Here is an 18015-nt window from a genome sequence, read left to right on the forward strand (position 1 = left end):
GCCTGAGAGGGGAGCCGCTTGACCGACGGCCGGCTCGAACGGTTGCTGCGGGGCTTCGGCGACGTCCGCGGCCGCGAGGCCCGGACGGCCCTGGCCCTGTCGGCCTACTTCTTCCTGATCACCGCCGCTTTTTACATCATCAAGCCGGTCAAGGAGAGCCTCCTCATCGGCATCCACCCGGCCTGGTGGTCGTACGCCGACCTGGCCACGGCCCTGCTGATCGGCTTCGTCGTGGCCCTCAACGCCCGGCTCCTCGACCGCCTGCCGCGGCGGACCTACCTCACGGCCTCGCTCCTGTTCTTCATCGCCTGCTCGCTCGTCTTCTGGTTCGTCTTCGACGTGATCCGGACGAGCCAGATCCAAACGCCCGTGGCCGACTCCTCGGGGATCCTCTTCCTCCTCTGGGCCCAGACGGTCATCCTGGGGTCCAAGATCGTCCCAGTCTTCGTCTTCTGCTTCTGGGTCGACGTCTTCATCGCCATGGCCGTGACCCAATTCTGGATCGCCGTCAACGACGTCCTCCATCCGCACCAGGCCAAGCGGCTCGTCGGCCTGTTCGTCGCGGGCGGCCTCTTCGGCGGCATCGCCGGCTCGGCCATCGCCTTCGGGGCGACCTCCCTCAGGGTCGTCCGGGCCGAGGACCTGCTGCTCGTCTGCCCGGTCCTGCTCGTCCTGGCCCTGGCGACGGTGAACCTCGTCTACGCGGAGCGGCAGAGGGTCGATGCCGGCGCGGGCGACGCCCGTCTCGCGCCCTCGTCCAAGGTCGGCTACCTGAAGAGCTTCCGCACGGTCCTGCAGAACCGCTATCTCAAGCTCCTGGCGGGGATGCTCGCCTCGGCCATCGTCGCCGGCACCCTGATCAACTATCAGTTCAAGACGGTCGTCAAGACCGCCTACCCCGGCGAGCAGGCCCGGACCTCGTACATCGCCGTCTTCTTCCTCGTCATCCTGGCCGTTTCCACGGTCTTTCACCTGCTCACGACCGACCGGTTCCTCAAGACCTACGGCATCCGCTGGGCCATCTCGCTCGCGCCGCTGGTCCTGCTCCTCGGGTCCTCGGCGGTCTTCGTCATCCCGGCCGCCCTGATGCTGCCGTGGGCCTCGGTCGTCCGGGGCGCCGACAAGGGCTTCGACAACACTCTCAGCCAGTCCGTCCGCGAGCTCCTCTATATCCCGGTCGCGGCCGACATCAAGTACAAGGCCAAGATCTTCATCGACATGTTCGTCAGCAAGTTCGCGACCGGCTTCGGGGCCGCGCTCTTCCTGGCCCTGCGCGCCGTCCGCCATTTCGATTATCGCGAGGGCCAGGACCTGGCCATCATCCGCGAGATCGGGGTCCTGACGCTCGCTTTCATCCTGGGCTGGCTTGTCCTGACCAGGCTCGTCTACCGGGAATACCCGGCCGTCCTGAAGCCGGCCATCCGGAAGAGGTGGCGCCGGGGCGACGAGGTCCTGGCGGAGCACGTCGACGAGGACCTGACCCTCAAGATCTTCAACACCATCCAGAGCCGGGAGCGGAGCACCACCCTCTACCTCATGAACGTCTTCGACCTCGTCCGCCGCAAGGACCTGACACCGGAGCTCAAGTCCATCCTCGGCTTCAAGCGGGACGAGATCCGGGCCCGGGGCATGGATGCCCTCTTCGACGTCGGCGGCACGGGCTTCTTTCCGGGCCTCGAGGAAGCCATCGAGGATCCGGCCTTCCAGCGGGAGATCGACCTGGTTTTCCTCCTGCCGGTCTACCAGGAGATCATGACCCGGCGGCTCGGCGAGATCGCGGCCTCGCCCTTGGATCTCGACCGGGTCGAGGTGGCCAAGCTCATCGGCCGCATGGTCCCGAACCCGCCCACGCTCGGGGCCCTGGGCCGGCTCCTGCGGGACCCCTCGTCCGAGGTCGCCCTCTACGCCCTCGAGAGCGCCGCGATACACCGCCATCCCGGCCACGTCCCCCTGATCCTGGCCCTGCTGGCCAATCCCATGCTCCGGGCCGAGGCCCAGGCGGCGCTGGCCGCCTACGGGCCGGGCCTCGAGGCCCTGGTCGCCCCGACGCTCCGCTCGGCCGACGCGCCCCTCGAGGTCCGCCGGGCCGTCCCCGAGGTCCTGGCCCGGGTCGGCACCCAGACCGCCGCCGATCTCCTGCTCGGAGAGCTGGCCCGCCGCGAGGAGGCCATGGAACAGGCCCTCGTCGACGCGCTCTGCAAGATCCGCCGCGGCCGGCCCGAGGTCCGGTTTCCCCGGAAGGCCGTCCGGCCGGAGATCCTGCGCCTCGTCCGGAAGGCCTGCGACATGGTCCTCGAGCCGCCGCCCGGACGGCCGGCCGAGGCCAAGGCCCTGCTCGAGATCCGGATCAAGATCGTCTTCGACCTCCTGACCCTGGTGCATCCGCCGGAGGACATCGTCAAGGCCTACCAGAACATCCTGAGGGGAACGGCCCAGTCGACCGACTACTCGCTCGAGCATCTCGACACGCTCCTCGACCGGGAGCTCAAGGGCCTCCTCCTGCCGCTTGTCGACGAGGGGCTCTCGCCGGAGCAGCGGGCCCAGCGCGTCCGGAAAGCCCTGAGGTTGAAATGACCGGCCGCGTCATCTAGAATGGCCCCGGAGAGCGCGCTCATGGCCACGTTGTACATCTACCCGAAATCGGGGGAGCCCTCGACCTACCCACTGGCCGGGAGCCGGGTCACGGTCGGCCGGTCGTCGGCCAACGACATCGTCCTGTCCGACCAGTTCAGCTCGGGCATCCACGCCGTCATCGCCCCGACCGAGCGGGGCTACGCCCTGATCGACCAGGGCAGCAAGAACGGCACCTTCGTCAACGGCCGCCGGGTCACCGGCGAGATCGACCTGGCCCGGGGCGACGAGATCCTGATCGGCTCGACCCGCTTCTACTTCGACAAGGACTTCCAGCCGCCCGTCGAGACCGTCGAAGGGACGACCTTCACCCACAGCTCGAACACGATCATCCAGGTCAGCGACATCCTCAAGAAGCCGCCCGGCACCGGCGTCGTGATGAAGACCCCCGGTGGCGGGCTGGACCTCGAGCGCCTGCAGAAGGACCAGAAGACGAGCTCGATCCTGAGCGCCGTCAGCCAGGCCCTGATCTACCACATGCCGCTGGAGAAGCTCCTCGGCCACGTCATGGACGTCCTCATCCAGCACCTGCCGATGGACCGCGGCGTCATGATGCTCAAGAACGAGGAGACCCAGGCCCTCGAGCCCAAGGTCGTCCGCATCCAGAACGGGGCCCTGCGGAACCAGAGCATCTTCGTCAGCCAGACCATCGTCCGGACGGCCCTGGAGCGCAACTCGGCCATCCTCGTCTCCGACATCCAGGCCGACGAAGGCCTGCGCGAGCAGTTCAGCGTCATCCAGGCCCAGATCCACTCGGCCATGTGCGTGCCCCTGTGGAACAACCAGGACATCATCGGCCTGATCTACTGCGACCGGGCCTCGCTCCTCGAGCAGTTCAGCGAGGACGACCTGCGGCTCCTGACTCTACTGGGCAACCTGGCCGCGGTCAAGATCGAGAACGCCCGCCTCTACGAGCTGTCGCTGAAGAAGGCCCAGCTCGACCGGGAGCTGGCCCTGGCCGTCCAGATCCAGAAGAACTTCCTGCCCCAGGCCGATCCGGACTTCGCGCCCTACGAGATCAACGGCAGCGCCCGGGCCTGCCGCCACGTCGGGGGAGACTACTTCGATTACATCGCCGTCGACAAGGACCGCCTGGCCGTGGTCATCGCCGACGTCTCGGGCGTCGGCGTCAGCGCCTCCCTGCTCATGGCCTCGCTTCGCGGCGGGTTGCACGAGCGGTTCCCCGGGGCCATCAACGTCAGCGAGCTGGCGTCCCGGCTCAACGACTTCGTTTACGCCAGCTCGGACAGCCACGTGTTCATCTCGTTCTTCCTGGCCATCATCGACCGGTCCCGGGACGAGGTCCGCTACGTCAACGCCGGCCACAACCCGCCGCTCGTCGTCGGCCGCAAGGGCCCGGCCCGGGCCCTCGGAACGACCGGCCTCTGCCTGGGGATGTTCCCCGACCAAGCCTACGGCGAAGAGACCGTCAGGCTCGCTCCCGGCGACGTCCTCTGCCTCTATACGGACGGCATCGTCGAGAGCCGCCAAACGGACGGCGAGGAATACGGCGAGGAGCGCCTGACGGAAAAGGTCCGGGAGCTCCGGGCCAGGCCGGCCCGGGAGATCCTCGACCGGGTCTTCGAGGACGTCTTCGCCTTCGGCGGCTCGACCGAGGCGTGCGACGACATGACCCTGGTCGTCGTCAAGCGGAATCCATGAGGGACGGGGCGGGAGGGAGCGCCGTGGCCGAACAGGACCCCAAGGAGCTCCGCGTCCAGGCCGACCTCAAGGAGATCGATCGCGTCCGGGCCTTCCTCCGGGAGGCCATCGCCGGCCTGCCCCTCGACGACGAAGCCCGGCTCAAGGTCGAGCTGGCCCTGCACGAGATCTGCGTCAACATCGCCCGCTACGCCTATCCCCGGGGCCGGCCCGGCGAGATGGCCGTCCGCATCTGGCGGGAGGGGGATTCGCTCTTCATCGAGGTCCGGGACCGCGGCATCCCCTTCAATCCCGTCCGGAAGAAGAACCCTGACCTGATGGTCAAGCTGCGGCGCGGAGTGCCCGGCGGCCTGGGCGTCTACTTCTTCAAGACGCTCATGGACGGCCTGTCCTACCGGCGGGCGGGCGGCCAGAACATCCTGACCGTGCGCAAGGCCATCTGATCAATAGAGGACCTTGTCCTTCCCGTTGACCTCGATCAGCCGGTCGATCTCCGCCAGGACGAGGTCCCGCCGGACGATGACGGCGCGGACCTCCTCGTCGGTCAGATAGTCGCCGACGGCCGCCCGGATGGCGGCGGCGTCGAGGGCCCTGACCTTGGCCACCACGTCCCGGGGCAGCTCGCTCATGAGCCTCGGCCCCTCCGGCGACTTGGCCGAATAGATGAGGCTCCTGACGAAGCGGCCCGAGGTCCGGAACGAGCGCGAGTGGTCGATCAGGACCATCCGCCAGTCGCTGGTGATCAGGATCTGGTTCATGTGGCGGTCCTCGTTGGCGATGAGGTTGTCGAGGAGTCGCTGGAGGTAGGTCGCCCGGTTCCAGCCCAGGACCTTCCGCGGCGGGATCTTGAGGCCCTTGTCCTCCTTGTCCCGCACCGAGATGCAGTCGTCGACCCAGTACTGGCAGGAGCCCCGGTCATCGCGGAAGCGGCGCTCGACCGTGGGCGGCACGAGTCCCAGGCCGAGGAGCTTGTCCAGGCGGTAGGCGGCGATCTCGTACTGCCAGCCCTCCCAGTAGCCGCCCATGCGGCCCTCGGCATTCTTCCACAGCCCGCGGTGCTTGACGCCGTCGAGCTCGAGCATCAGGACCCAGGGCGAGGTCACGGCTTCGGACCCCGTCATCTGCCGGCTCTCGCTCTCGATGACCGCGGCCCCGGACAGGAAGGCCTCCCAGCGGCCGCGCTGGGCCAGCTCCTCGGCCGGGAATTGCCGGGCCGCGGCCGGGTCCTCGCACCCGGCCGGCAGGGCCGCGGCCAGCGCCGCGACCAGGGCCAGGACGGCGGCGGCCCGCGGGCTCAATAGAGCACTCCCTGACCCTGCTCCCGGACCATCAGGTCGATCTCCCGGAGCAGCAGGTCCCGGCGGGCCAGGATGCCCCGGACCTCCTTGTCCGTCAGTGTCTTTCCGGCGGCGGCGCGGACGTTGTCGAAGGTCAGGGCCTTGATCCGGTCGACGAACGAGCGGGGCAGCTTGCGGAAGAGGAAAGGCGCTCCCGATTCGCCCGTCTTGATGCCGTTGCGGCCGAACATCAGCCTCTCGTCGAATTCGCCGCCGCTGCGGAAGGCCCGGGAGTGGTCGAAGAGGATGACCCGCCAGTCCTTGGTGTATAGGATGTTCTGCTGGGTCCGGTCCTCGTTGGCGATCAGGCTGTCCCAGGCCCGGGCCAGGTACTTCATCTTCTCCGTGTGGTCCTGGGCCTCGTCGGGGATGCGGATGCCCTGTTCGACGATCGTGAGCAGGCTGTACTTGTTCTCGACCCAGAGGACCAGGGCGCCGGCCTGGCCCTTGAAGCGGCGCTCGACGGCCGGCGGGACCATGTTCAGCCCCAGGAGCTTGTCCAGGCGGTAGGCGGCGATCTCGTACTGCCAGCCCTCCAGGAAGCCGTTCAGGTAGCCGCGGGGATTTTTCCAGGCGGCCTTGCGCTCGAGGCCGTCCTTTTCGAGATAGAGGCGCCAGGGATTGGTCACGCCCTCGCCGATCTGCTCGAACTTGACGATGCGGGCCGTCCGGAGGAACTCCTCCAGGGCCGGGCGCTGGGCGATCTCCTCGGCCAGGAACTGGGCCCGGGCGGCCGCCGGTCCGGCCGCCGCCGCCAAGGCCAGGGACAGGAGGACGACGGATCGTTTCATTCAGACCTCCCCGGCGGCCGCGTCCAGGGCCGCCTTCCGCTTTTTGTAGGCGGGAATGATCCTGAGGCAGATGCCCAGGAGCGCGATGACGACGACGACGTTGAGGAGGGCGAAGCGCTCGATCGGCAGGCCCATGAGCCGGGTGCCGGCCAGGACGGCCAGGGCCGAGAGCGTGTCCCCGCCGCGGACGAAGAAGGTGTCGATGGCCGCCTTGGCCTTGTACTTCTCCTCGCGCTTCGTGACCAGGAAAAGGGCCGCCTTGGTCGTGTTCTGAAGGGAGTAGTCCGTGCCGTTCTCCAGGGCCTTGACCCAGCGGACGAGGACCAGGACGGCGCCGAAGGAGATCAGGGCGTAGCCGCCCAGGGCGATCAGGGGCAGGAAGAGGAGGGCCCCGCTGACCCCGATCCATTTGAAAACGCGCGAGACGACGAAGAGCTGGATGATCAGGGCGATCAGGTTGGTCAGCAGCTGGTAGTCCATGAAAGCGTCGTGGATGGCCTTCTCCCCGGTCCGGGCCGGCAGGTCCTGGACCGCGGCCCGCGGGCCCTCCGTCGCCGCCGCCTCCGCCGGAGCCGGCGCCGGGGCCGCGGCGGCGATCGACCGGTCGACGGTGACCTTGGTGATGATGAACTCTCCGGTCGCGTTGACGAAGTTGTAGAGCCCGATCATCAGGGCGATGAGCAGGAGATAGCGGCTCCGGAAGACGAGCCGGAAGCCGCCGCCGGCCTTCAGCGGCTGCTCCTGGAGCCTGGCCCGCGCCTCGGCTCCGGCCTGGCCGCTCTCCCGGGCCTCGCGGGCGGTCCGGACCTCGCGGCGGTGGATCGAACGGGCCAGGAGGATGCAGGCGAAGAGGATGCCCCCGGCGAGGAGCATGAGCTTGAATTCCCAGTGGCTGCCCAGGAGGTCCCGCAGCTTCTTCATGAACGGCAGGGTGGCGACGAGGCCGCCCGAGGTCGCGCCCAGGGCCACGAGGGGAAAGGTCCGTTTGCCGACCTCGTCGGAATAGAGGTCGTTGGCGAAGCCCCAGAACTGGGCGATGACGAAGTAGTTGAAGATGCCGATCCAGATGAAGAACAGGATGCCCATGGGCTTGTCGGCCAGGCCCCCGAGGTCCAGAAAATAGAAGATAACCAGGTTGGAGATGAAGAATGACGTCGTCCAGGTGATCAGGACGTGGCGGGGGACCCTGGAAGACAGGCGGCTGAAGGCCTTGACGACGAAGACGAAGAGGACGGCCTGGGCCCCGCTCAGGCAGCTCTTGACGACGGCCGAGTCCTTGTCGACGAGGAGGAGGGCCTCGCGCAGCGGCTTGAGGATGTAATAGGCGAGGAGCAGGAGGAAGACGTTCAGGGCCAGGAGCAGCGCCTTGGCCGCTTCGCCGGGCCGGATGTCGGCGAAGATCCGCAGGAACCGGTAGCCCAGGCTGTAGCGCGGCGCCGCCTCTGAAGCGGCGGCCGGGGCGGCCGTCTGCGGGGGATCGGGCAGCGGGGTTCCCATGTGGCGCGGTCAGAACAGGACCCGGGCCTCGCCCGCGGTCCTGATCAGGAAGCGGATCTGCCGGATGAGGAGGTCCTTCCGGGAGTTGAGGGCTTCGATCTCCTCCCGGCCGAGGTAGCGGCCCATGTAACGGGCGACGGCCCGGTCGTCCCAGGCCAGGAGCCGGCCGAAGAGGAGCCGCGAACAGCGGCTCAGCTGGCAGCCCGAGCCGGCGCCCCTGTCCGGGGCGAAGGCCTCGGAGAAGTCGACGCGGAAGACGCTGTCGTCGTCGTCGCGGACGAGCGTGTCGTTCTCCTTGCGGCAGTCGTCATTGACCAGGGCCTGGAAGACGACGAGGTCCGCCCGGGCCCGGTCGTAGGCCTCGGGGTCCCTCGGCGCGATCCGCATGTCCCGGCGCTCGGCCGGCGTCCGGGCCCCGGAGACAAAGGCCTGCACGGCCCCCGGAACGCCCTCGACGGTCCGCTCGACGATCGGCGGGACGACCTCGAGACCGAGATACTTGCTCAGGGCATAAGCGGCCAGGTCGTAGCGCCAGCTGTCGGCCAGCGGATCGGGCCGCGGCCGGTCGATGTACTTGAACACGGCCGGCAGGCTGATCCCCTGTCCCTCGAGGCTCAGCTTCCAGGCGTCCGTGCGGCCGCCGATGCCGGGGCCGCGCTTGACGACGGCGGCGGAACGCAGGAAGGCCTCCATCTCCCGCGGGGAAAGGGGCTTCGGCGGGGGCGGCCGGATGCCGCTTCGGGCGGCCACTTCCTCGGTCTCTCCCCAGACCTTGAACTCGCCGCGGTCGTAGATGAGGGCCGAGGGGATGCCGCCGTAGCTGCCGGAGATGCCGGTGTCCATGATCCAGACCTTGCCCTGGAAGCGGACGACGCTCGTCCGTTCGACGGTCGCGCTGGGCCCGGCGTTGAAGCGGAAGTAATTATGGCCGACGACCATGGCCCTGGCGCCGAGGTTGGCCAGGGTCCGGTCGATCTCGGCCTGGGCCGAGGCCTCGTTCTTCGTGGCCAGCCCCCGGAACCAGAGCGGGCTGTCCGGGTCGTAGACCAGCCGGGGATGGAAGGGCCGGGCGTATTCCTGCGGGTTGCGCATGCCCCCCTGGAAGAACTCGAGCTCGCTGCGAATGACGCGGTTGATCTCCCGGATCGGCCACCTGGAGATGGCCTCGCTGAGGCCGCCGTGGGCGTAGACGACGTCGTTGATCTTGATGACCGCGTTCTGCCGGACGAGCCAGCCGCCGCAGGTCGCGTTGAAGCCGAGGACGTAGGCCCGCCGGGCCTCGGCGTCCCTGGAGGCCATGACCTTGCTCCAGAACTCGGCCAGCCCCTCGTCGCTCTGGATGTCGAGGCCCTCGATCTCGGCCCGCTGCCGTTCGCCGGGGGAGAGGGTCTTGAGATACTTTTCCTCCCGCTGCCGGCGGAAATCCTCGGGCAGGAAGGCGACGAACTGCTCGACGGGGACATAGCCCGGGTAGTCGAGGGCGATGCCCGTGATGTTCATCTCTTCGTGGTTGCCGAGGATCATGTGGACCGCGCCGCCGGCCTCGGCCGCTTCTTTCTCGAGACGCCGGAGGAGGTTGAAGATCTCCCTGGCCCGCGGCCCCCGGTCCATGACGTCGCCGAGCTGGACGAGGTGCGTCCGGCCGCCGGTCCAGTGGAGATCGTTGTCGACGAGCCCGATCTGGGGGTGGGCCAGGATGAAGACGAAGCGGTCGTAGTCGCCGTGGAGGTCGGCGACGGCCACAACCCGCTCGACGCCTTTCCATTCGTAGGGGATCTCGTCGGCGTGGGAGAGGAGAGGCAGGAGGGCGAGGGACAGCCCCAGGAGGAGCGAACGGAACCCCGGGCGGCCTTTCCTGCTGATCACCATCTTTCTTATAGCCGCTTTCCGGGAGGGAATCAAGGCCCGGCCGGGGTTTGACTCGCCGGAGGCGGTCCTGTTATCCTTCCCCTCCCGGACACGGGACCCGAGATCACGGCCGCGGGCGACCGGATCACGAGCGAAAGGACGGACGATCATGAGACAACGAACGGATCTCGCCGCGAACGCCCTGGCCGTCATCCTGGCCGCGGGCCTGGGACTGGCCCTCGCGGCCTGTGCCGGCCGGGAGAAACCGTCCGGGCCGCCGGCGGCCGCCTCCGTCAGCCGGGTCAAGCCCGGGCTCGAGGTCTTCCTCGAGAAGCATCTCGACCTGGTCAGGGGCAAGCGGGTCGGGTTGATCACGAACCAGACGGGCACGGACGCGGGCCTGCGCTCGACCGTGGAGCTCTTCCAGGCCAACCCGGCCATCCGGCTGGTGGCCCTCTACGGCCCCGAACACGGCGTCCGGGGCAACGCCCAGGCGGGCGAGTACGTGCCCTTCTATTACGACGAGGCCTACAAGCTGCCGGTCTTCAGCCTCTACGGGCAGTCCTTCAAGCCCGATCCGGGCATGCTGAAGAACATCGACGAGTACATGCGCTCCTTCGACACCCGGGAGGCGGGCAAGGTGCCGGAAGCGGCCATGGTCCAGGGGGTGGACGTCCTCGTCTACGACATCCAGGACGTCGGGACGCGCGTCTATACCTATATCGCGACCATGGCCTATGCCATGCAGGCCGCGGCCGAGGCGGGCATCGACTTCATCGTCCTCGACCGGCCCGCGCCCATCGACGGCGAGGACATGGAAGGGGCGGTCCTCGAGTGCCCGAGGTTCAGCTCGTTCGTCGGGCTGTACCCGATCCCCCTGCGTTTCGGCCTGACGATGGGCGAGATGGCGCGCCTGTTCAACGACAAGTTCCAGTCCCGCCCGGCCCGGCTGACGGTCATCCCGATGGAAGGCTGGTCGCGGTCGATGTGGTTCGACGAGACCGGGCTGCCGTGGGTCATCCCGTCGCCGAACATGCCGACCCTGGGCACGGCGACCGTGTATCCGGGGCTGGTGGCGCTCGAGGGGACCAACCTGTCCGAGGGCCGGGGCACGACCCGGCCGTTCGAATACTTCGGAGCGCCCTGGATAGACGGCCACGCGCTGGCCGCGCGGCTGAACGCCCTCAACCTGGCCGGGGTCCGCTTCCGGGAGGCCTGGTTCACGCCGTACTTCTCGAAGTTCCAGGGCCAGCTCTGCGGCGGCTGCCAGATCCACGTGACCGACCGGAAGACCTTCCGCCCGGTCGCCGTGGCCCTGCACATCCTCAAGGCGGCGCGGGAGATGGCCCCGGACAAGTTCGCCTTTCACGCCGACTACTTCGACAAGGTCATGGGCACGGCCTCGGTGCGCCTGGCCCTCGAGGCGGGGACGGACGTGGCCGCCATCCTGGAGAGCATGCGGCCGGGGCTCGAGGCCTTCGCTTCGCTCCGCAAAGAATATTTGCTTTATTAAATCAACAAGAGGGTTAAGAAGGGGTCAAACCTGCTTTTGCCCAAAACCGAGTAAAAAGTAGGTTTGGCCTTCTCTTTTTGCTAAAATAGGAATCTTCCCCTTCACGGGACGATCATCCGGCAAGGAGACCGACGCGATGGCGATGAAGACTCCCCGATACGCCCTGGCCAACCCCATGTCCCTGATCCTCGACAAGCCGGCCGCGGATTTCACCCGGGCCGACCTGCTAGAGGTCATCGGATCGAAAGAGATCGAGCGGGTCACGTTCCACTACACGGCGATCGACGGCAAGCTCAAGGAGCTGACCATCCCGGTCACCGACCGCTATCACGTCGAGTCCATCCTGGCCGAGGGCGAGCGCGTCGACGGCTCGTCCCTGTTCAAGGGCATGGTCGACATGGGGCTCTCGGACCTCTACGTCGTGCCCGTCTACCGCTCGGCTTTCTTCAACCCCTTCGACGAAGGCAGCCTCGACCTCGTCTGCCGCTACCTGACCAAGGACGGCGCGCCCGCGCCCTTCACCTATGACGGCATCCTGGCCCGGGCCGCGTCCCTCTTCCGCAAGGTCTCCGGCCTGGAGCTGCGGGCCATGGGCGAGCTCGAGTTCTTCCTGCTGACCTCGCCGGCCGACCGGTCCTTCCCGATCGAGAACCAGCGGAACTACCACGGCTCGGCGCCGTTCGCCAAGAGCGGCCCCATCCTCCACGAGATGATCCGGCATATCGCCCGGGCGACCGGGGCGGTCAAGTACGCCCATTGCGAGAACGGCGTCATCGACGCCGTCCGCAGCGACGTCCCGGAGATCGCCGGGCGCCTGGCCGAGCAGCTCGAGATCGAGTTCGTGCCCCGCCCGATCGAGGAGGCGGCCGACGACCTCGTCCTCGGCCGCTGGATCATCCGCAACACGGCCTTCCACCACGGCGCCGTGGCCACCTTCACCCCCAAGCTCGAGGAAGGCGTGGCCGGCAGCGGGCTCCATTTCCACCTCGAGCTGGCCAAGGACGGCCGCAGCGTCATGCGCGGCCCGGACGGCAAGCTCTCGGTCGAGGCCCGCAAGATCATCGGCGGCCTGTGCGAATACGCCGACTCCCTGACCGCGTTCGGCAACACGGTCTCGTCGGCCTACCTCCGCCTGGTGCCGAACCAGGAGGCGCCGACGCGCATCTGCTGGAGCGACCTCAACCGCAGCGCCCTGATCCGCGTCCCGCTCGGCTTCGCCGACGCCGGCGACATGGCCCGCACGGTCAACCCGGCCGAGCCCGGCGGCTACCGGGACGAGCGCGGCGGCCGCCAGACCGTCGAGATCCGCAGCCCCGACGGCAGCGCCCTCATCCACCTGATGCTGGCCGGCATCGCCATGGCCGCCAACTGGGCCTTCGGCGGCGACAAGTCGCTGTTCCGGGACATCGGGCCCCTCGACCTGGCCGAGATGTACTATGTCAAGGGCAACATCTTCACCGACAAGGACCTGCTCAAGCGGCTGCCGGCGCTGCCGGCGAGCTGCGTCGAATCGAGCCGGGTCCTGCTCGCCAAGCGCGGCCTCTACGAGCGCGACGGCGTCTTCCCGCCGGGCGTCATCGACTACGCGGCCCGGATGCTCGAGGCCGAGGATGACGAGTTCATGAACAAGCGGCTGGCCGACCTGCCGGCCCATGACCGCCTGCACCAGATCCGCCAGATCATGCACAAGGATCTGCACAAGCATTGAGCCGCGACGCCATGACCTCCCGCGAGCGCTGGCAGGCCGTCCTGGCCCGCCGGACGCCCGACCGCGTGCCGCTCGACTACTGGGCCACGCCGGAGTTCGACGCCAAGCTCGAGAGGCATCTCGGCTGCCGCACCCGGCGCCAGGCCCTCGACCGGCTCGGGATCGACTACGAGGTCCTGCTCCGGCCCGCCTACGCCGGACCGCGCCTGCCCCGGATGCAGGACGAGTTCGGCCGCCGCTTCCGCAGCGTCGGCTACGGCCCGGGCGCCTACCGCGAGTGCGTCCACAACCCCCTGGCCGGGTTCGCGTCCGTGGCCGAGATCGAGAAGGCCTACGTCTGGCCGACGGCCGACTGGTGGGACTTCAGCGGCATCGCGGCCCAGACCCGCCGGAACGAGAGCCATCCCCTCCGCGGCGGCGGTTCGGAGCCCTTCCTCATCTACAAGGAGCTGCGGGGCATGGAGCAGGCCTACGTCGACCTGGTCGAGAACCCGGAGATCGCCCATTACTGCCTGGACAAGCTCTTCGGCCTGGCCTACGAGTGCGCCGCCCGCATCTACGAGGCCGCGCCCGGCCGGGTCGACATCTCCTACATCGCCGAGGACATGGGCGGCCAGGCCGACCTCATGATCTCGGTCCGCCACATCCGCGAGTTCCTGCTGCCGGGCATGAAGCGGATGATCGGCCTGGCCCACCAGGCCGGGGCTTACGCCTTCCACCACAACGACGGCAGCTGCTGGCGCATCATCCCCGACATGATCGGCCTGGGCATCGACCTCCTCAATCCCCTCCAGTGGCGCTGCCCGGGCATGGAGCGGGAGCGGCTCAAGAAGGAGTTCGGGCCGCACGTCGTCCTCCACGGCGGCATGGACAACCAGTATACCCTGCCCTTCGGAACGGTCGACGAGGTCCGGCGCGAGGTCGCGGACAACCTGGGGATCCTGGGCCGGGGCGGCGGCTACATCCTGGCGCCCTGCCACAACATCCAGGCCATCACGCCGGTGGAGAACGTGCTGGCCATGTACGAAACCGCCCGCGAGCTCGGGCCTTCGTGAAAAAGCCGGCCCCGGGCGAGGCCGGTCAGGCGCTGCGGCGGGCCTCGAAATCCGGGACGAGACGCCTCCAGAGATCGTTGAACCGGGCCTGGAGGTCCGCGTAGAGAGCTGCGTTCCGGCGGTCCGGCTCCGCCGCGAGCCGGCCCGGGGCCACCCACTTCGCGGCGATGTCCGCGATGGCCGCCTTCTCGCCCGCCGCCCGACGCCAGTTCCAGACCGATTGGAGGGCCGCCCCGTAGGCCGCCGCCTCCGGTTCCTTCAAGGTCGTGACCGGCGTTCCGAAGACGTCGGCCGCGATCTGGAGCCAGAGCCGGCTCCCGGCCCCGCCGCCGGTGGCCCGGAACACGGACGGCCTCAGGCCGAGGCCCTTCATCCGGGCCAGGCCGTAGCCCAGGTTCAGGATCGCGCCTTCCATGACCGCCCGGGCGATGTGGCCGGCGTCGAAGGTGCCGCGGTCGAGCCCGAACAGGACGGCGCTCGAGAAGGGCAGAACCGGCACCCGCTCGCCGTCGACGAAGGGGAGAAAGAGCAGCCCGCCGGCGCCCGGCCCGCCCCGCCGGCCCAGGCGCTCGAGCCCGGCGTTGTCGAGGCCGAGGAGCGACTTGACGATCTCGGTCGTGTTGGTCACGTTCATCGTGCAGAGCAGCGGCAGCCAGCCGCCGGTGCTGTCGCAGAAGGCGGCGATCTCGCCTTCGGGGTCGACGAAGGGCCGGGCGAAATATGCGAAGATCGTGCCGGACGTGCCCAGGCTGAGCGTGCAGACGCCGGGCGCGACGTTGCCCGTGCCGATCGCGCCCATCATGTTGTCGCCGCCGCCGGCCGCGACGAGGACCCGGCCGAAGCCGAACCGCGAGGCGACCTCCTTCCTCATCTCGCCGACGGGCTCGGACGGCGGACGGAGCGCCGGCAGCTTGCCGGCGAGGCCCGGGTCGACGGCCGCGACGGCCGCCTCGTCCCAGCGGCGCTTCCGGATGTCCATCAGGCCGGTGCCCGAGGCGTCGCCGTATTCCATGCCGGCCCGGCCGGTCAGCCAGAAGTTCAGGTAGTTGTGGGGGAGGAGCACGGTCGCCAGCCGGGCGAAGCGGCCGGGCTCGTGCCGCTTGAGCCAGAGGACCTTCGAGATCGTGAAGCCGACGGCCGGGGCCAGGCCGAGGCGGGCGATGGCCCGGGCTTTGCCGCCGAGCGCGGCGACGATCTGGCCGGTTTCCGCGATGGTCGAGGTGTCGTTCCAGAGCTTGGCCGGACGGATGACCCGGCCCCGGGCGTCGAGCGGGACGAAGCCGTGCTGCTGGCCGGAGACGCCCAGGGCGACGACCTTGCCGGGATCGACGCTCGCCTCCCTGAGGGCGGCGGCCAGGGCCTTTCCGGCGGCGCCGGTCCAGACGGCCGGGTCCTGCTCGCTGGCGCCCGGCCCCAGCCCCCGGATCATCGCGTGTGACGCCCGGCCCCGGCCGAGGACGCGCCCGGACGCGGCGTCCACGATCAGCGCTTTCGTGCCTTGGGTCCCGGAATCGATGCCGACGGCGTATTGGGGCATGACGAACCTCTTTCTTTCCCGCCGATTCTATGGGAGAGGAGTCGGGCGAGTCAATCCTTTTTCCGCCCCGGCGGGAGTTCGCCGGCGCTTGATGACAGAGGGCCGCGAAATGCGATAAAATAGATGAACCATGAGAAAAGCCATCTCAGCCGCCGCCACCCTTTTCCTGGCTCTGGCCGGGCTCTGCCTGCCGGCCCGGGGCGCCGAAACGGCCGCGACCCTCAAGGCCGGCTTCTTCCTGCCCTCGGACAGCGTCTTCCGCGACGTCTACGCCAGCGGGCCGCTCTTCGGCGTCGACCTTTCGATCCCGATCGCCGGGCCCCTGCAGATCTGGGCCGGCGCGGAATACTTCGCCAAGACCGGCCGGCTCACGGTCTCGGAGGAGACGACCAAGGTCCGGATCACACCCATTTACGCGGGGCTGCGGGCCCAGTTCGGCAAGAAGAAAGCCAGGCCGTACATCGGCGCCGCGGCCGCGTATTTCCTGCTCCACGAGGAGAATCCGCTCGGCGAGGCCAGCAAGAACGCGCTGGGGTTGCTGACCCAGGCCGGGGTCCAGCTGCGGCTGGCCGGGCCGGCCTGGCTCGATCTCTTCGCGGGATACCGCCTCTGCACCATCAAGTCGGACGACGGCGAGTCCTTCGAGGCCGGCCTGGGCGGCCTGTCCTCCGGCCTCGGCGTCACGTTCAAGTTCTGATAGACTTGAAGCCATGAACACAGCCGTCAAGACCCTGGCCGCCCTGGCCGCCCTGCTCATCCTTGTTTCCCCGTCGTTCGCGATCCTCAAGGCCGGCGACAAGGTCGTCCCGTTCTCCCTGAAGAACGTCGACGGCAAGGATTACACCGTGACCGTCGAGGACGGCCGGCTGACCCTGACCGTCGCCGAGACCGCCGGAGGCGGGACCAACGTCGTCAAGACGCATCCGGCCGCGGTGCTCATCGATTTCTGGGCCACCTATTGCGTGCCCTGCCGCAAGGCCATGCCGCACATGCAGAAGCTCCACGAGGACTTCAGGCCGGCCGAGGGCCAGGCCGCCGGCGGCCTTCACGTCATCGGCATCGCCCTCGACGAGGCCGGCGGCAAGGTCGTCAGGCCCTTCTACCAGAAGCTCAAGATCACCTATCCTCTCCTGGCCGATCCGCCCACGGCCGGGCCCGCCGCGGGCGTGGCCGCCACGGCCAAGGACATGAAGAAGCGTTACGGCATCCAGGAGATCCCGGTCGTTTACCTCATCGACGCGTCCGGCACCATCACCCACGCCCACGTCGGCGCGACCGAAGCGCAGATGGCCGAGCTCGACGCCGCCGTCAAGGCGCTTGTCGGGGGAGCGGCCCGTTGAGGCGCCGGCTCCCCTGGATCCTGCTCGGGGTCTCGCTGGCGGTCATGGCCGCCGGTCTCCTGCTCGGCGAATATCAGAACGTCCTCGAGAAGGCCGTCACGGTCTGCCTCGACTGCATCGGCATCGGGTGAGCCGCGGATGAGCGCCAGCGCCCGCCCCCCCGTCCCCCGCAAACCGCGGGACCGCCGTCATTGGTACCAGGCCTTTTTCGCCCTCGGCCTCAACGCCTGGCTGCCGTCCTGGTTCAAGGGCGAGATCTTCCAGGGCGGGATCAAGGGCGTCTGCGTGCCGGCCCTTAACTGCTACTCCTGCCCCTCGGCCATGGGCGCCTGCCCGGTCGGGGCCCTGCAGACGTTCTTCGGCGGCCTGCGCTTCAACCTGTCGATCGCCGAGAAGAAGTTCGGCCTCTATGTGGCCGGCTTCATGGCCGCCGTCGGCAGCGCCGTGGGCCGCCTGCCCTGCGGCTGGGTCTGCCCCTTCGGCTTCGTCCAGGACCTCCTGCACAAGATCCCGTCGCCCAAGCTCCGCATCCCGCGGGCCATGACCTTCCTGCGCTACGCCGTGCTGGCGGTCATGGTTGTCGCCCTGCCGCTCCTCATCGTCGACGAGGTCGGCTACGGCCAGACCTGGTTCTGCAAGTGGATCTGCCCGGCCGGGACGCTCGGGGCCGGCCTGCCGCTCATGCTCATCAAGCCGGACATCCGGCCGCTCATCGGCTTCATGTACTACTGGAAGGTCGGGCTGCTCGCCCTCTTCCTGGCCTGGTTCGTCGTCAGCCGTCGGCCGTTCTGCCGGACGATCTGCCCGCTCGGCGCCGTCTGGGGCCTGTTCAACAAGGCCAGCCTTTTCCGCATGGCCGTGGACGACGGGAAGTGCACCCGCTGCGACAAGTGCCGCCGGGATTGCCCGGTCGACATGAAGATCTACGAGTCGGCCAACTCGCCCGACTGCGTCCGCTGCCTGAAGTGCATTTCCTCCTGCAAGTTCGGGGCGGTCAGCTACGGGTTCCTCGGAAAGACGGAGACCGCGCCGGACCTGCGGGCCGGGAAGGCCGCGGGGAGCGGCGCCGCCGGAACGGGCCATTAGGGCCTCGGCG

General features: G+C 68.7%; 15 protein-coding genes. 10 read left to right on the forward strand and 5 right to left on the reverse strand.

Features of this window, described 5'->3' with window-relative positions; translation table 11 throughout:
- The first annotated feature begins 18 nt into the window (after positions 1-18).
- Genes ABFD52_07010 through ABFD52_07020 form a run of 3 tightly spaced genes read left to right on the forward strand, consistent with a single transcriptional unit; the run spans position 19 to position 4736 of the window.
- The gene (locus tag ABFD52_07010) at positions 19-2574 is read left to right on the forward strand and encodes an Npt1/Npt2 family nucleotide transporter (GenBank protein MEN6560505.1); all 2556 of its coding nucleotides are present in this window, start codon (positions 19-21) and stop codon (positions 2572-2574) included.
- A 39-nt stretch (positions 2575-2613) separates the two neighbouring features.
- The gene (locus ABFD52_07015) at positions 2614-4293 is read left to right on the forward strand and encodes a SpoIIE family protein phosphatase (GenBank protein MEN6560506.1); all 1680 of its coding nucleotides are present in this window, start codon (positions 2614-2616) and stop codon (positions 4291-4293) included.
- Positions 4294-4316: 23 nt separating this feature from the next.
- On the forward strand, positions 4317-4736 hold the full coding sequence (locus ABFD52_07020; GenBank protein MEN6560507.1) for an ATP-binding protein: 420 nt from the start codon (positions 4317-4319) through the stop codon (positions 4734-4736).
- Here ABFD52_07020 and ABFD52_07025 read toward each other — a convergent pair whose 3' ends face one another.
- Genes ABFD52_07025 through ABFD52_07040 form a run of 4 tightly spaced genes read right to left on the reverse strand, consistent with a single transcriptional unit; the run spans position 4737 to position 9784 of the window.
- Positions 4737-5591, reverse strand: a complete 855-nt coding sequence (locus ABFD52_07025; protein ID MEN6560508.1) for a hypothetical protein — start codon at positions 5589-5591, stop codon at positions 4737-4739.
- Positions 5588-6421, reverse strand: a complete 834-nt coding sequence (locus ABFD52_07030; protein ID MEN6560509.1) for a hypothetical protein — start codon at positions 6419-6421, stop codon at positions 5588-5590. Before ABFD52_07030 ends, ABFD52_07025 begins: the two co-directional genes overlap by 4 nt.
- Positions 6422-7918 carry an Npt1/Npt2 family nucleotide transporter gene (locus ABFD52_07035; protein ID MEN6560510.1) on the reverse strand — a complete coding sequence of 499 codons (1497 nt, stop codon included), beginning with the start codon at positions 7916-7918 and terminating at the stop codon, positions 6422-6424.
- Positions 7919-7927: 9 nt separating this feature from the next.
- The gene (locus ABFD52_07040; GenBank protein ID MEN6560511.1) at positions 7928-9784 is read right to left on the reverse strand and encodes a metallophosphoesterase; all 1857 of its coding nucleotides are present in this window, start codon (positions 9782-9784) and stop codon (positions 7928-7930) included.
- 151 nt (positions 9785-9935) lie between these two features.
- Here ABFD52_07040 and ABFD52_07045 point away from each other — a divergent pair, with 151 nt between their 5' ends.
- The 3 genes from ABFD52_07045 (at position 9936) to ABFD52_07055 (ending at position 14042) form a co-directional block, all read left to right on the forward strand.
- The gene (locus ABFD52_07045; GenBank protein ID MEN6560512.1) at positions 9936-11279 is read left to right on the forward strand and encodes a DUF1343 domain-containing protein; all 1344 of its coding nucleotides are present in this window, start codon (positions 9936-9938) and stop codon (positions 11277-11279) included.
- A 136-nt stretch (positions 11280-11415) separates the two neighbouring features.
- Positions 11416-12987, forward strand: a complete 1572-nt coding sequence (locus ABFD52_07050; protein MEN6560513.1) for a glutamine synthetase beta-grasp domain-containing protein — start codon at positions 11416-11418, stop codon at positions 12985-12987.
- A complete protein-coding gene (locus ABFD52_07055) occupies positions 12984-14042 on the forward strand; it encodes a uroporphyrinogen decarboxylase family protein (protein MEN6560514.1) in 1059 nt (352 codons plus the stop codon). Before ABFD52_07050 ends, ABFD52_07055 begins: the two co-directional genes overlap by 4 nt.
- 25 nt (positions 14043-14067) lie before the next feature.
- Here ABFD52_07055 and xylB read toward each other — a convergent pair whose 3' ends face one another.
- Positions 14068-15579 carry a xylulokinase gene (gene xylB / locus ABFD52_07060; protein ID MEN6560515.1) on the reverse strand — a complete coding sequence of 504 codons (1512 nt, stop codon included), beginning with the start codon at positions 15577-15579 and terminating at the stop codon, positions 14068-14070.
- A 130-nt stretch (positions 15580-15709) separates the two neighbouring features.
- On the opposite strand from xylB, the gene ABFD52_07065 reads away from it, so the two are divergent.
- From ABFD52_07065 to ABFD52_07080, 4 genes are read left to right on the forward strand one after another with little or no spacing between them, the layout of a single operon-like run.
- A complete protein-coding gene (locus ABFD52_07065) occupies positions 15710-16276 on the forward strand; it encodes a hypothetical protein (GenBank protein MEN6560516.1) in 567 nt (188 codons plus the stop codon).
- Positions 16277-16289: 13 nt separating this feature from the next.
- Positions 16290-16919, forward strand: coding sequence for a TlpA disulfide reductase family protein (locus ABFD52_07070; protein MEN6560517.1), 630 nt, complete (start codon positions 16290-16292; stop codon positions 16917-16919).
- Positions 16916-17050, forward strand: coding sequence for a CD1871A family CXXC motif-containing protein (locus tag ABFD52_07075; protein MEN6560518.1), 135 nt, complete (start codon positions 16916-16918; stop codon positions 17048-17050). Before ABFD52_07070 ends, ABFD52_07075 begins: the two co-directional genes overlap by 4 nt.
- Before the next feature lie 7 nt (positions 17051-17057).
- On the forward strand, positions 17058-18005 hold the full coding sequence (locus ABFD52_07080) for a 4Fe-4S binding protein (GenBank protein MEN6560519.1): 948 nt from the start codon (positions 17058-17060) through the stop codon (positions 18003-18005).
- Positions 18006-18015 lie beyond the last annotated feature (10 nt).

The sequence above is a fragment of the Acidobacteriota bacterium genome (genome assembly GCA_039683095.1).
GTDB lineage: Bacteria > Acidobacteriota > Aminicenantia > Aminicenantales > Saccharicenantaceae > RBG-16-66-30.